This is a genomic window from Bacillus atrophaeus, assembly GCF_039519175.1.
GTDB lineage: Bacteria > Bacillota > Bacilli > Bacillales > Bacillaceae > Bacillus > Bacillus atrophaeus.
Window position 1 is genome coordinate 720,049 of sequence record NZ_CP154443.1, and the last position, 14,983, is coordinate 735,031.

15 protein-coding genes are annotated in these 14,983 nt (G+C 44.7%); 12 read left to right on the forward strand and 3 right to left on the reverse strand.

Going from position 1 to position 14,983, the window contains the following annotated elements:
- Positions 1–4 precede the first annotated feature (4 nt).
- The 11 genes from AAHT65_RS03715 to AAHT65_RS03765 all read left to right on the forward strand — a co-directional run bounded on the left by AAHT65_RS03715 (position 5) and on the right by AAHT65_RS03765 (position 10,661).
- Complete coding sequence (locus tag AAHT65_RS03715; RefSeq protein WP_343310998.1) at positions 5–1,486, forward strand: spore germination protein; 1,482 nt, start codon at positions 5–7, stop codon at positions 1,484–1,486.
- Positions 1,476–2,567, forward strand: a complete 1,092-nt coding sequence (locus tag AAHT65_RS03720) for an endospore germination permease (RefSeq protein ID WP_343310999.1) — start codon at positions 1,476–1,478, stop codon at positions 2,565–2,567. Before AAHT65_RS03715 ends, AAHT65_RS03720 begins: the two co-directional genes overlap by 11 nt.
- Complete coding sequence (locus AAHT65_RS03725) at positions 2,557–3,690, forward strand: Ger(x)C family spore germination protein (RefSeq protein ID WP_199679838.1); 1,134 nt, start codon at positions 2,557–2,559, stop codon at positions 3,688–3,690. Before AAHT65_RS03720 ends, AAHT65_RS03725 begins: the two co-directional genes overlap by 11 nt.
- A gap of 109 nt (positions 3,691–3,799) precedes the next feature.
- Entirely contained in the window at positions 3,800–4,780 is a 981-nt protein-coding gene (locus AAHT65_RS03730; RefSeq protein ID WP_010790122.1) for a LacI family DNA-binding transcriptional regulator, read from the forward strand.
- Between the two features lie 3 nt (positions 4,781–4,783).
- Complete coding sequence (gene rbsK / locus AAHT65_RS03735; RefSeq protein WP_010790123.1) at positions 4,784–5,665, forward strand: ribokinase; 882 nt, start codon at positions 4,784–4,786, stop codon at positions 5,663–5,665.
- Positions 5,662–6,057 (forward strand): D-ribose pyranase, encoded by a 396-nt coding sequence (gene rbsD, locus AAHT65_RS03740; RefSeq protein ID WP_010790124.1) that lies wholly within the window; start codon positions 5,662–5,664, stop codon positions 6,055–6,057. Before rbsK ends, rbsD begins: the two co-directional genes overlap by 4 nt.
- A gap of 16 nt (positions 6,058–6,073) precedes the next feature.
- Positions 6,074–7,555 (forward strand): sugar ABC transporter ATP-binding protein, encoded by a 1,482-nt coding sequence (locus AAHT65_RS03745; protein WP_277713983.1) that lies wholly within the window; start codon positions 6,074–6,076, stop codon positions 7,553–7,555.
- Position 7,556: 1 nt separating this feature from the next.
- Positions 7,557–8,522, forward strand: coding sequence for a ribose ABC transporter permease RbsC (rbsC, locus tag AAHT65_RS03750; protein WP_010790126.1), 966 nt, complete (start codon positions 7,557–7,559; stop codon positions 8,520–8,522).
- 11 nt (positions 8,523–8,533) lie between these two features.
- Entirely contained in the window at positions 8,534–9,451 is a 918-nt protein-coding gene (rbsB, locus tag AAHT65_RS03755) for a ribose ABC transporter substrate-binding protein RbsB (RefSeq protein ID WP_343311001.1), read from the forward strand.
- Between the two features lie 115 nt (positions 9,452–9,566).
- Complete coding sequence (locus AAHT65_RS03760) at positions 9,567–10,103, forward strand: SH3 domain-containing protein (protein ID WP_343311002.1); 537 nt, start codon at positions 9,567–9,569, stop codon at positions 10,101–10,103.
- A gap of 261 nt (positions 10,104–10,364) precedes the next feature.
- Positions 10,365–10,661, forward strand: a complete 297-nt coding sequence (locus AAHT65_RS03765) for a DUF3892 domain-containing protein (RefSeq protein ID WP_343311003.1) — start codon at positions 10,365–10,367, stop codon at positions 10,659–10,661.
- 39 nt (positions 10,662–10,700) lie between these two features.
- Here the strand turns inward: AAHT65_RS03765 and AAHT65_RS03770 are convergent, their stop codons facing one another.
- The 3 genes from AAHT65_RS03770 to alsS all read right to left on the reverse strand — a co-directional run bounded on the left by AAHT65_RS03770 (position 10,701) and on the right by alsS (position 13,868).
- On the reverse strand, positions 10,701–11,228 hold the full coding sequence (locus AAHT65_RS03770) for an NAD(P)H-dependent oxidoreductase (protein WP_003326655.1): 528 nt from the start codon (positions 11,226–11,228) through the stop codon (positions 10,701–10,703).
- A 95-nt stretch (positions 11,229–11,323) separates the two neighbouring features.
- Positions 11,324–12,091 (reverse strand): acetolactate decarboxylase, encoded by a 768-nt coding sequence (gene budA, locus AAHT65_RS03775; protein ID WP_003326654.1) that lies wholly within the window; start codon positions 12,089–12,091, stop codon positions 11,324–11,326.
- Between the two features lie 64 nt (positions 12,092–12,155).
- Positions 12,156–13,868 carry an acetolactate synthase AlsS gene (alsS, locus tag AAHT65_RS03780; RefSeq protein WP_343311004.1) on the reverse strand — a complete coding sequence of 571 codons (1,713 nt, stop codon included), beginning with the start codon at positions 13,866–13,868 and terminating at the stop codon, positions 12,156–12,158.
- A gap of 158 nt (positions 13,869–14,026) precedes the next feature.
- Here alsS and alsR point away from each other — a divergent pair, with 158 nt between their 5' ends.
- Entirely contained in the window at positions 14,027–14,923 is an 897-nt protein-coding gene (gene alsR / locus AAHT65_RS03785) for an acetoin biosynthesis transcriptional regulator AlsR (RefSeq protein ID WP_003326652.1), read from the forward strand.
- Positions 14,924–14,983 lie beyond the last annotated feature (60 nt).

Consider the following 14,983-nt stretch of genomic DNA (forward strand, 5'->3'; position numbering starts at 1 on the left):
TAGGATGCCCGCCGACAAGAATTCATCTGATGAGAAACTCCTTTTGAAAGGCAATTTTGATTCTGCCGTTCAGACCTTAAAAGAGGAATTGATCCTGTGCGAAGATTTAAGGATTCGCATGATTGACATGAAGGATACGAAAGCTGTTTTTTTCTATCTGCAAAACGTGATTGATGAAAAAAAGCTCAACGAATTTATTATTGATTTTTATCAGCAGGACGAGTCTCCTGAATTGTATATGAAGGCCATCAGCAGCTCAGAAAAGAATGAACTTTGCGATATCATTGATGCGATTTTATCGGGGAGCGTTGTGTATTTCAGCGAACTGTCCGAACAGGCAAAACTCTTTACAGCGGGCCAAAATCCGCTCCGCTCTATCACCGAACCGGAATCGGAAAGCATCGTGCGCGGGGCTCATGACGGTTTTGTAGAGAGCTTGGATACGAATATTCAGCAGATTCGTTATCATGTTCAGGATCATAATCTGGCTATTCACTATGTAAATATCGGAGAAAAAGCCAGGTCACGGGTAGCACTGCTGTACATAGAGGATATCGCTGACCCGGAAATCGTAAAAGAAATGAAACGTCGTCTTTCATATTTAAAGATAGATAGCTTATTGACTCCCGGAATCATTGAAGAAGCGATTGAGGACAATTCCTTTTCTCTTTTCCCTCAAGTCATCAATACTGAACGGCCTGACAAAGTAAAAGCGAATATTATGGAAGGCTGCGTGATTCTGATGATGGATGGAAGCCCGTCAGCCATTATAGCCCCGATCACCTTTTTTTCCTTTTTTCAATCTCCTGATGATTACAGCACACGGTGGGTTTCCGCCAGTGTGATGAGAACCCTGCGATTTTTGGCATTTTCGATCGCCATCACATTGCCGGCTTTTTATATATCTCTGATTGCTTTTCATTTTGAGGTTATTCCTAACGATTTGATTGTCACGATGAAAAACTCAATCGTTAATATTCCGTTTCCTCCTTTGGTTGAAGCAATGATTATGGAAATTACAATTGAACTCATTCGTGAAGCAGGGGTGCGCCTTCCTAAGCCGATCAGCCAGACAATCGGCATTGTCGGCGGACTGGTCATTGGCGACGCTGTCGTCCAGGCGGGATTAATCTCTAATATGATGATTATTGTCGTAGCGGTGACAGCTGTGTCTTCTTTTGTGCTTCCTTCCTATGAAATGAGCACCACAATTCGCACGATACGTTTTCCGCTCATGTTTTTAGCCGCCTCCTTTGGTTTTATCGGAATCGGCTTTGGGTTTGGATTGATTTTGATGAATTTATGTAAGCTTGAATCTCTCGGGATTCCTTATTTATCACCGCTTTCACCGTTTCATTTTTCCGATTTAAAAGATGCCTTTATCAGGCTCCCGTCTTGGCTTTATAAGAAGCGGCCAGTTTATCTCAAACCAAAAGCTGCAACCCGCCTTAAAAACATAAGAGGATGGAAAAAAGATGAAAAATAAAAACATCAGCCAGCTGCAAGCCGTCTTTTTTATTATTCAAACCCAAGTCAGTATAGGGCTTCTCGCTTTGCCTCATATGCTGATGAAGAGAGCGGGAAGCGACGGATGGATCTCCATCCTATTATCCGGTGTTTTAATCCAAGTTACGATCAGCCTGTATATGATTTTATTTTTCCGATTTCCCGAGCTGACCTTTTATGAAATGCTGGAAAAAATGTTTGGAAAATATGTCGGAAAAGCGCTTCAGCTGATATATATATTTTATTTCATGCTCAACTGTGTTCTTATTTTATCTGTTTTTTCAAGGATTTTAGATATTTGGGTGCTGCCGCTGACGCCAAATTGGGTGATCAGTCTGATGATTGTGTTTGGATCCGTTTATATTGCAAAAGAACCGATACAAGCCATTACCAGATTCAGCTTTGTTTTGACACCGATTATGGTAGGTTTGTCTTTGCCTTTAATTTACACTCTTGGCGATGCCGATATTTCTTATATCCTTCCGATTTTTCAGGGTGATGTAAGGGATATATTCTGGGCTTCGCAGGATATGTTTGTCAGTGTGAATGGCTTTGAATCCATGCTGATTTTAGCGCCGCTTGTGAAGGGTACCGTCAGACAGCGCTATAAGATCATGACGATTGCCAATTTGTTTACGACTTTCTACTATCTATATATCACTGTGACTTGTTTTGTCATTTTCAGCCCTGAGGAAATCAATATCATTCCTGAACCTGTTTTGTATTTATTAAAAACCGTCTCATTCCGGGTAATCGAGCGGACGGACCTCATCTTTCTGACATTTTGGTTTGTCACTGTATTTGCCACACTAGCAAATGTCTTCTATCTTGCAAGTACCGGGGCAGCTAAATTATTCGGGAAACAAGATCATAAATCGTTTGTTTATATCCTCTCTGCCATCGTTTTTATGTTGTCTATCTCGGCAACGCGTACTGATCAAAGTGTGCATGTTGTCGATCAAGTCAGCCGTATCGCGGACTTTATTTTTGTCTATCTCTTCCCGGTTATTGTGGCACTCATTGCTTTTATGATGAAAAAGGGGGGACGGCATGCGCTCTAAACATGTACTAGTCATTATCATGTGTTTATGTCTGGGTGTAACCGGCTGTTGGGACCAGAACTTATTAAAAGACATAGCACTTGTTCTGACAGCCAGTCTTGACACTGATGAAAACGGAAATAACACGATGGGCATTACCTATCGAAAAGTACAGAGTTCACAGGCGGAACAGGAAACAGGCGGGACATTCATCACCACTGTGCTCAGTGCTACAGGACATACAACACGCGAGGCCCGTTTTAAATTAGATAAGCTTGTGGATCAGCGGATCGACACCTCGAAACAGCGGATATTGCTTATCGGAGAAAAAATGGCGGAAAAGCAGATGTTTCCTTATCTTGATACGTACTACAGAGATGCGAAAAGCCCTTTGCTCGCACAACCCGCTGTCGTAAAGGACGGGAAAGCAATTGAAGTGCTGCAGCTAATTGTTGACCAAAAACTGATTGTAAGCAAATTTTTGAGCAACCTTCTAAACAGCGCGAGTGAGGAATCAAACATTCAGCTTGAAAATCTGCAAACCATCCGTTCAAAAATGCTGCATACGGGTGAGGATTTTACTCTTCCTTATCTTTCTGTTCATAATGGAAAAACGATTAAAGTGGAAGGTACCGCTTTGTTCAGCAACCAGAAAAAAGTGACAGAAATACGCGGACAAGATTCGACGCTCCTGACTCTTTTGGCAGGCCATTTTAACAAATCAGCCGGCATCAACCTGAAACTCTGGGATCATTACAAACCCGATATCAAAAACTACATTTCCTTAGGAATTACAGATGCTTCGCGCTCGATTTCCTTTATAGATGCAAATCCCGATCATCTAAAAGTAAAGCTGTCATTAAAGCTGGACGCAAGAGTTGTCGAATATCCGAAGGACATGCTGGATTCAAACAAGGTAATTACAAGAATTAATCGGCAGGCTTCAAACCATTTAGAAAAAGATGCTGCCTCTATTATTAAAAAGACTCAATCTTACAAATCCGATGTCTTAGGAATAGGAAGAAAATATAAATCAAAGCATCTCGAAGAATACAGGCGATTTAATTGGAGAGACCTGTATACCTCTATCGAAATCATTCCGGATATCGAGGTTCGCATTTCTCAAATTGGCATAGTGAATTGAAAAGGAGATTCGTTCTCCTTTTTTGGTTTGCACATTTCTGTTGCCAACCTTCATTGTTCGTGATAATCTATTTTGTGTAAACGGTTACACATTGTAAGGAGGAGCTTTTGTGGCTACGATTAAGGATGTCGCCGGAGCCGCGGGTGTTTCTGTCGCGACAGTCTCCCGCGTGCTGAATGACAACGGTTATGTACATGAAGAAACAAGAACACGGGTGACGGCGGCAATGGAAAAGCTGAATTATTATCCGAATGAAGTCGCCAGATCCCTCTATAAAAGAGAATCGCGACTGATCGGACTATTGCTTCCGGATATTACAAACCCCTTTTTTCCTCAGCTTGCCCGGGGTGTTGAGGATGAATTACAGCGTGAAGGCTATCGGCTTATCTTCGGAAACAGTGATGAACATCTTGAAAAAGAGCTTGAATACCTTCAAACCTTTAAGCAAAATCAAGTCGCAGGAATGATTGCTGCCACAAACTATCCCGATCTTGCGGAATACAGCGGCATGGAACAGCCTGTGGTTTTTTTGGACCGGACACCTGAAGGCGCTCCTTCTGTATACAGCGACGGACGGACCGGGGGAAAAATCGCTGCCGAGGAAATGCTGCGCGGGAACAGTAAGTGCATCACGCTCTTCAAAGGGCCTGCCCACCTGCCGACCGCGCAAGAACGCTTTAGCGGCGCGCTCGATGTTTTACGTCACGCTGATGTGAACTTTCAGATCATCACGACAGCATCATTTTCTTTTAAGGATGCCCAAACATCGGCAAAAGAACTCTTTGCTGCTTATCCGGATACGGACGGCGTAATTGCCAGCAATGACATTGTGGCTGCGGCTGTTCTGCATGAAGCATTGCAGCAAGAAAAACGGGTCCCTGATGATATCCAGATTATCGGTTATGATGATATACCGCAAAGCGAACTCCTTTTCCCGCCGCTTTCCACGATTAGACAGCCGGCATATGACATGGGAAAGGAAGCGGCCAAGCTCCTTCTGAACATCATAAAAAAACAGCCTTTAAAAGAGACGGCAATCCAGATGCCCGTTACCTTTATCAAAAGACAAACGACTAGAAAGGGAGATTGACAAATGAGCAATATTTGCGTAATCGGCAGCTGTTCGATGGACTTAGTCGTCACATCGGATAAACGCCCGAAAGCAGGAGAAACCGTGCTTGGCACCTCATTCCAGACAGTGCCCGGCGGCAAGGGAGCGAATCAGGCGGTCGCGGCTTCCAGACTCGGCGCCCGCGTCACAATGGTCGGTAAGGTCGGGGACGATCACTACGGTAAAGCGATCATTGATAATCTGAAAGCAAACGGTGTCAGCACCGAATATATGGAACCGGTTACACATAAAGACAGCGGAACAGCTCACATCGTGCTCGCAGAAGGCGATAACAGCATTGTAGTTGTAAAAGGCGCCAATGATGAGATCACACCTGAGTATGCCAAACAGGCACTTGAACAACTTGAAAAAATCGACATCGTGCTCATTCAGCAGGAAATTCCTGAATTAACGGTAGATGAGGTTTGCAGCTATTGCCGCTCACACGATATTCCGATCATGCTGAATCCGGCTCCTGCCCGTCCGCTTAAACAGGAAACGATCGATTATGCTTCATTCCTTACGCCAAACGAACATGAAGCGGCCATTTTGTTTCCCGGCATGACAGCCTCTGAAGCACTCACACAATATCCGGCTAAGCTGTTTATTACAGAAGGCAAACAAGGCGTCCGCTACTCAGACGGCAGCAAAGAACGGCTCATCCCTTCCTTCCCTGTTGAAGCGGTTGACACAACGGGCGCGGGAGATACCTTCAACGCTGCATTTGCAGTCGCTCTTGCGGAAGGTAAAGAAATTGACGACGCTCTGCGATTCGCCAATCGCGCTGCATCCATTTCCGTCTGTAAATTCGGCGCTCAGGGCGGGATGCCGGCAAGGGAAGAAGTCGAGGAGCTGCTGTCATGAAAAAACACGGCATTTTAAACAGCCATCTCGCCAAGATTTTGGCGGACCTTGGCCACACAGACAAAATCGTCATCGCGGATGCAGGATTGCCTGTGCCTGACAGCGTCCTGAAAATTGATCTGTCCCTAAAGCCCGGTATTCCCGGCTTTAAGGACGTCACCGAACTGCTGGCAGAGGAAATGGTCGTCGAAAAAGTCACGGCAGCTTCTGAAATCAAGACAGCCAATCCGCAGATTGCGAATTTTATAGAAAACCAGTTTAAAAAACAGCCGGTTGAATATCTGTCTCACGAAGAATTCAAACAGCTGACTAAGGAAGCAAAAGCCATCATACGAACAGGCGAAGTCACGCCATACGCAAACTGCATCCTGCAGGCAGGTGTGATTTTCTAGAAAGAGGGGATAAAGAATGCAGATCGACATGAATGACATCCATAAGGCATTCGGTAAAAACCAAGTGCTCTCAGGCGTTTCTTTTAACCTAAAGCCAGGCGAGGTTCACGCGTTGATGGGAGAAAACGGCGCGGGCAAATCAACTCTCATGAACCTCCTGACAGGTCTGCACGGCCTTGATAAAGGGAGCATCAGAATCAACGGCAAGGAAACCTATTTCTCCAATCCAAAAGAAGCGGAACAAAATGGAATCGCATTCATTCACCAAGAGCTGAATATTTGGCCGGAAATGACTGTCTTAGAAAATCTTTTTATCGGAAAAGAGATGACATCAAAACTCGGAATTCTAAACACAAAGAAAATGAAAGCGCTAGCAAAAAAGCAATTTGAAAAGCTTTCCGTCTCATTATCTCTTGATCAAGAAGCCGGGAAATGTTCTGTCGGCCAGCAGCAAATGATCGAAATTGCTAAAGCGCTGATGACAAAGGCTGAAGTCATCATTATGGACGAACCGACCGCAGCCTTGACAGAACGGGAAATCAACAAGCTTTTTGAGGTTATTGCGTCCTTAAAAAAGGACGGAGTGTCTATCGTCTATATTTCGCATCGAATGGAGGAAATTTTTTCGATTTGCGACCGAATCACCATTATGCGGGACGGAAAAACAGTTGATACGACAAACATTTCGGAAACGAGCTTTGATGAAGTCGTCAAAAAAATGGTCGGCCGTGAATTGACCGATCGTTATCCTCAACGAAGACCCGAGCTCGGCGATATCGTATTAGAAGTGAGGGACGCGTCCAAAAAAGGCAGCTTCGAACATGTCAGCTTCCATGTACGTTCCGGCGAGATTGTCGGTGTCTCAGGTTTGATGGGGGCCGGACGGACAGAGATCATGAGAGCGCTGTTCGGCATTGACCGTCTGGACTCCGGGGAAATCTGGCTTGCAGGAAAGAAAACAAACATTAAAAACCCGAATGACGCAGTCAAAAAAGGGCTCGGCTTTATTACTGAGAATCGTAAAGACGAGGGGTTGTTGCTAGACACGTCTATCCGGGAAAACATAGCTCTTCCCAGTCTGACCAGCTTTTCTCCTAAAGGTGTGATCGACCAAAAACGCGAAGCCTCATTTGTCGAGCTGCTGATCAACCGACTGACCATTAAAACCGCTTCACCTGAAACCCATGCGCGCAATCTCTCAGGCGGGAATCAACAAAAAGTCGTAATTGCCAAATGGATCGGCATCGGTCCTAAGGTATTGATTTTGGACGAACCGACTAGAGGTGTTGACGTAGGAGCAAAAAGAGAAATTTATACTTTAATGAACGAACTGACCGATCGGGGAGTCGCGATTATTATGGTTTCATCCGAGCTTCCTGAAATTATCGGAATGAGTGACAGAATCATTGTCGTACATGAAGGAAAAATCAGCGGAGAAGTCGCCTCCCATGAAGCCACACAGGAACGGATTATGACACTCGCCACAGGAGGGCAGTAAGATGAAAATTGAACATACACAACAACAAAAGCGCATTCATTTTGATACAGTTATTCAAAAGCTCGTCCCTTTTCTCGGTTTATTTATACTCGTTTTGATTGTATCTATTTTAAATCCAAGCTTTCTTGAACCGTTAAATATATTAAATCTGCTGCGTCAGGTTGCCATTAATGCACTTATCGCATTTGGCATGACCTTTATCATTTTAACAGGAGGAATTGACCTGTCTGTCGGCGCCATTCTCGCCCTGTCCAGCGCGTTAGTCGCCGGCATGATTGTGTCAGGCATTGATCCGATTCTCGCCGTGATCATTGGCTGTGTCATCGGTGCTGTGCTGGGAATGATCAACGGACTTCTAATTACAAAAGGAAAAATGGCTCCATTTATCGCCACATTGGCAACCATGACTGTGTTCCGCGGGCTGACGCTTGTTTATACAGACGGAAACCCGATTACAGGTCTTGGCACAAACTATGCGTTTCAATTGTTCGGGCGCGGTTACTTTCTCGGCATTCCCGTCCCTGCGATTACGATGGTGATTGCCTTTGCCATCCTTTGGATTTTGCTTCATAAAACACCGTTCGGACGACGCACATATGCAATCGGCGGAAATGAAAAAGCAGCATTGATTTCCGGCATTAAAGTACCGCGGGTCAAAGTAATGATTTATTCACTGGCCGGCCTTTTATCAGCTCTTGCGGGCGCTATTTTGACTTCCCGCTTAAATTCAGCACAGCCGACCGCCGGAGAATCCTACGAATTGGATGCAATTGCCGCGGTGGTTCTCGGCGGAACAAGCCTTTCAGGCGGACGCGGACGCATGATCGGAACATTAATCGGGGTGTTAATCATCGGCACGTTGAATAACGGACTGAACCTGCTAGGCGTATCATCATTTTATCAAATGGTCGTTAAAGGGATCGTCATTTTAATCGCGGTATTATTAGACCGTAAGAAGTCAGCATAGGAGGGTTACACATGAAGAAGGCGTTATTGGTCATCGTATCATTATCATTGGTTTTGCTGTCCGCTTGTTCGCTTGAGCCTCCCCAATGGGCAAAGCCTTCAAACTCGGACAAAAAAAAGGAATTAAAAATCGGTTTATCCGTTTCAACCCTTAATAATCCATTCTTTGTTTCTTTAAAAAAAGGAGTAAAAAAGGAAGCGAAAAAACGGGGCATCAAAGTGATTATCGTTGATGCACAAAATGACTCTTCCAAACAGACAAATGATGTGGAAGATCTCATTCAACAAGGAGTAGACGCTCTCTTAATTAATCCGACCGACTCATCGGCCATTTCAACAGCCGTAGAATCAGCAAACTCGATTGGAATCCCTGTCGTGACGCTTGACCGTTCTGCAGAAAAAGGCAAAGTGGAGACACTGGTCGCCTCTGATAACATCAAAGGCGGAGAAATGGCCGCCGAATATATCGCTGAACAGCTTGGAGAAAACGCCAAGGTTGCCGAGCTCGAAGGCGTTCCGGGTGCTTCCGCGACAAGGGAACGCGGCTCAGGCTTCCACAATATAGCGGACAAAAAACTGGATGTCGTGACAAAGCAATCCGCAGACTTTGATCGTACCAAAGGACTGACCGTCATGGAAAACCTTCTGCAAGGACATCCTGAAATCAAGGCGGTTTTCGCCCATAATGATGAAATGGCGCTCGGCGCTCTTGAAGCCATCAACAGTTCTGGAAAAGACATTCTCGTCGTCGGCTTTGACGGCAATACGGATGCGATTTCTTCCATTAAAGCCGGGAAGCTTTCGGCAACCGTCGCCCAGCAGCCAGAACTGATCGGAAAACTGGCAACAGAAGCAGCAAACGATATCCTAAATGGGAAAAAAGTAAAAAAATCAATTTCGGCACCGTTAAAATTGGAGACACAGAAATAAGGCCATTTACGGATCAGATGATTATCTGATCCTTTTTTATGTTTAGCAGCCCACAGAAACGTGAAAAGGTATAAAAGAAACTTTTTCATTTCTCTTAGTAAAGGAGAGGGACAAGATGAAGAGAACGGTAAAAACATTGTCAGTATTTACACTCGCAGCCGGAGTGACAGCCGCCTCCGCACTTGGCGCAAGCCCTTTGCAGGCAAAACAGCCAATGAAGGCAGTGAGCATCGACGATCTATACAGCTACCCTATTGATTCATATTTGGTTTCTGCAGAAGCACTGAATGTCAGAACAAAAGCTTCGGCATCCAGCGCAAAAGCTGACACGCTTCATCTAGGCGACAGCTTAAAAATGATTTCATTTTCAAATGCTGATTGGGCAAAGGTTCATTATAAAAACGGTAAGACAGGATTTGTCTCTACTCATTATATTGTAAAAGAAGCAACGACAGTGAAAACCACAACAAAAACCAATGTTTATGCTTCTGCTGCTGGAAAAAGCACAGTAGCACTTCCAGCCAACACCAGTGTCTCCTTTTTAGGCTGGAATAAGACGAAAAATGGCGGGTTTGATTATGATTGGGTATTTGTCGATTATGGCGGTAAAACAGGTTATATCAAAACAAAAGACTTACAAATGTCAAAATAACAGAAAAGGGATTCCGTTTAATAACGCGGAATCCCTTTTATTTTCTCTAATGATGGATCGTATTGTCGCATTTCCAAAATATTTCTCAGGAAATATTGTCGTATGCCGTTTTTTCTGCTGTCTTGACCAAGCTATTATTTTCTTGACCGTACATCATTTGCGCTTTAATTGTCTTATTATTTCACCTAAGTCAATTTAATTTTTAAAAAATACATGATATGGAGAGCAATTGTTTACGTTAAACAATGGAGGTGTTGTAAGATGGATAAGTTTGAAGCTGCGTTTGAGGATTATAAATCCAGGCAAACAAACAATGATCAGACAGCAGATACATCGGGAAAAGAAGAAATTGTCGCAGTACGAAGGAATGACGATGATAATATTATTGCAGTCAAAACAAACACGGGCAGGGAGCTTGATTACCCCGCCGCCCTGGCAGAAGCGAAAGCAGGGAATCTGGCTCACACGGATGTCTTCCATAAATACGGACGCGACATCTTACGCAGTGAACCGGACGGCACAAAAGAAAATAACCTATCAGAATTACCCGAATTTTAATTTAAAAAGCCCTTGGCACATATGTGCCAGGACTTTGTTTTAAGAGAATGAATTCAGGATATGATCTGTTAATCGTTTTGCGCTGATTGCAATGTCATCGGCATTTGCATATTTTACTCCATAAAAAACATACGGCGGCAGGTACGTCATGCCGATCAAATTGCTAGTCGCTTGAAACGGCTTAAGCAGCTCGCTTAACGAATAATGGTTGCTTCCGCCCGCCTGGTATTTTTCTGCCTCGCTCCCTGTGGAAACGGCCAGCATCAACTCCTTGCCGTGCAGAGCTTTTCCTTCAGAACCATAGGCCCATCCATATGTCAGCACTAGGTCAAGCCATTTTTTCAAAAGGGGCGGAGAGCTATACCAATATAGCGGGAATTGAAAGACGATCCGGTCATATTGCTCGCACAGCTGCTGCTCTTTCACTACGTCAATCGCTTCATCCGGGTACTCCTTGTAGAGTTCTCGAACAGTGATTTGATCATGTTTTTTCAATTCTTCAACCCAAGCCTTATTGACGACAGATGTTTCCATATGAGGGTGAACAGCCAAAACCAATACTTTCATTGAATCCACACCTTTACTGTTTTGACTGTATTTTACCTAAAAACATTTAAATAGCCAAACAAAAAGAAAGCCCTGCGTTTGCGGGCTTTCTTTTTTTATTCAGGATTTCCTTCTGTCGTTTCAATATCTTTCGCAAAATCAGGGTTATCTAAATTTGCATTGAAAAAGTCTGATGTATTCGGAAGTCTCAGATTCATATTCATTTTTTGTGAAATGGTGACTGTGCATTCTTCAATGACATAGTCAAACACGTGACCGCCTGTATTGCGGCCTTCATCTATGAAATGCAGGTGGTAGCCTGATACAGCAATTCCATTTGCATAACCCGGCGTCCAAAAGCCGGCAATTGTTCCTCTGATATTATCAAAGTTAAAAACAGGCTGCGTTTTCACCGCTTCAACCATCGGCACATATGGTTTTTCCTGCAATTCCACTGTTCTTGTCTTCACCTTTTTAAATACGCCGTCTAAACGGATCGCGTAAAACAAGTTTTTGCTTGGCAGAAGACTGATGATTTCTTCTTCAAATTCTTCCCGTGTCATTTTGGCATCAATCTTATGAGTGATGTCCGGCTTAAAGAAAGTAAATGAACAAAACGGAGAACGGTCTCCATCTTGGACAGGCGTCGCTTTTCCGTCTGAACGAAGACGGTAAAACTCTCCGTCAAAACCAATCAGCTCTCCGTCAAGCTGATTAAAAGTTCCGATTCCGAAATCACCGTATTTCGGAATGTCTGCCATTTCAAAATCGCCGTCGTATACTCCGTCCAATAAAGATGTCATGGTTGATACTTGATACACCTGGCTTGCCGGCTGGCCTTTCCGGCCGCGGCTTAATACTTGCACATCACTTGCATTTTTCATATTCTCTTCACTCCTTTAATTATTGTTCTGTTCATAAGAAAACAGGTTCCTGTTGCGCAGAGTGCTAGAGAGCTTTTGTTTTCATATGTTCTTCAAATTTCTTCGGAATCATGTCGCTCGCTAAATGAACGTTGTCGCTGTAATCAACCGGGATATCGATAATGACCGGGCCTTCTGTATTTAAACCCTTTTGAAGGACATCCGACAGCTGATCCGGAGATTCAACACGCAAACCGGTTGCACCGAAGCTTTCCGCATACTTCACAATATCAACATTGCCGAAATCGACGCCTGATTTGCGGTTGTATTTTTTCATTTGCTGAAATGCCACCATGTCATATGTGCTGTCATTCCAAACGAGATGAACGATAGGCGTCTTAAGGCGAACCGCCGTTTCTAACTCCATCGCTGAGAAAAGAAAACCGCCGTCACCTGAGACAGATACCACTTTTTCTCCCGGATTGATCAATGCTGCCGCGATCGCCCACGGAAGCGCGACGCCAAGCGTCTGCATGCCGTTGCTGATCAAAAGTTTAAGCGGCTCATACGCGCGGAAATACCGGGACATCCAAATGCCGTGTGATCCGATGTCACAAGTGACAGTCACGTTATCATCTATTGCGCTGCGCAATTCTTTGATGATATGAAGCGGATGCACCCGGTCCTTCTTCTGTTCTGCCGGGACCTGTTCGCTCTCATTCAGCATGTCTTTCAACTCGCTCAGCATCATTTGGTCCCGTTTCTCTATATCAACCTTCAGGGCATCATGTTCAATATGGTGAACAGTTGACGCGATATCACCAATTAATTCAAGCTCCGGCTGGTAAGCATGATCAATATCAGCCTGAATTTCGTCAAGATGGATGATCGTCCGGTCTCCTTTTACATTCCAGAATTTCGGATCGTACTCAATCGGATCATAACCGATCGTCAGCACGACATCCGCCTGCTCAAGCAAAAGGTCGCCCGGCTGATTGCGGAATAGCCCGATACGGCCGAAATATTGGTCTTCAAGCTCTCTGGATAATGTACCCGCCGCTTGGTATGTTTCAACAAAAGGAAGTTTGACCTTTTTCAGCAGTTTGCGGACGGCTTTTACCGCTTCCGGTCTTCCGCCCTTCATTCCTACCAATATTACGGGAAGTTTCGCCGTCTGGATTTTTGCAATGGCCGCGCTGATCAATTCGTCCGGTGCCGGCCCTTGTTTCGGCGTTGGAATCCCGCGAACGTTTTTAATGTTTGTGACTTCATTCACAACATCTTGCGGAAAGCTTACAAAAGCTGCACCCGCCTGACCTGCTGATGCTTCCCTGAACGCATTTGTGACTGCTTCTGGTATATTCCCTGTATCCTGGACTTCTACACTATATTTTGTAATGGATTGAAACAAAGCCGCGTTATCCAATGATTGATGTGTCCGTTTTAACCGATCTGCCCGTATGACATTTCCCGCGAGCGCAACGACCGGATCACCTTCTGTATTTGCTGTTAACAGGCCTGTCGCTAAATTGGATGCGCCCGGACCGGACGTGACAAGGCAGACGCCCGGTTTTCCGGTTAAACGCCCGACAGCGGCAGCCATAAACGCCGCATTTTGCTCATGCCGGCATACAATCAGCTCCGGCCCTTTATCCTGTAAAGCATCAAAAACCGCATCAATTTTTGCACCCGGAATGCCAAAAACATGTGTGACACCTTGCTCCACTAAGCAATCAACAACAAGCTCCGCCCCCCGATTTTTGATAGGGGATTTTTGTTCTTTTGTTGCTTTGGTCAACACCCTCACTCCTTATTATGCAGATTAAATATAAAATTTTAAATAAATCTTGTGATATGATTCACTATACACCCTTTGGAAATTGACCTCCAATATCAATTCGACTTATGATTAATATGTTTTACGAATTAATTACCAGAGAAAGGAATGCATAATCTATGGAGCTTCGCCACCTTCAATACTTTATCGCAGTCGCTGAAGAGCTTCATTTCGGCAAAGCGGCCCTGCGCCTGAATATGACTCAGCCCCCGCTCAGCCAGCAGATCAAACAGCTTGAGAAGGAACTGGGGGTGACGTTACTGAAGCGGACAAAGAGAATTGTACAGCTGACAGCAGCCGGCGAAATTTTTTTAAAACAATGCCGGATGGCGCTGAACCAGATTGATCAGGCGATTGAAATGGCACAAAGAACCGCGCGGGGAGAACACGGGCATCTTGTCATCGGATTTGTCGGCTCAGCCACCTATGAATTTCTGCCGCCGATCATTCGGGAATATCGGAAAATGTTTCCCTCCGTCAAAATCGAACTTCAAGAAATTTCTTCGCACAGGCAAGAGGAGGAACTGTTAAAGGGGAATATTGACATCGGCATTCTTCACCCGCCCTTGGTTCATCCGGAATTACATACCGAAACAACGAAAAGCAGCCCATGCATATTGGCTTTGCCAAAACAGCATCCGCTCGCTTTAAAAACATCTATCAGCGTCAAAGATTTGGCCAATGAGCCTATCATAACCTTGGCAAAAGAAGCGTGGCCCACTTTGTATACGGATTTTATAAAGCTTTGTGAGGAGGCCGGATTCGTTCCGAACATTGTGCAGGAGGCAACCGAATACCAGATGGTGATCGGACTTGTGACAGCGGGCATCGGCATTACCATTGTCCCTTCCTCTGCCAGAAGGCTGTTTAATCTCGATGTAACTTACCGGAGCGTTAATGATTTTCAGCTCAAGGCGGAATGGATCATAGCATACAGAAAAGACAGCCAAAATCCCGTGCTGAGACAATTTGTTGATATATCGAAGGCAGTCAAAGAAGTGTCTGGGAGTATGTAACCAACTTATCTGTTACGTCAGAAAAACGAAAAAAGGCGCTCCTTCTGGAAGCCGCCCTGT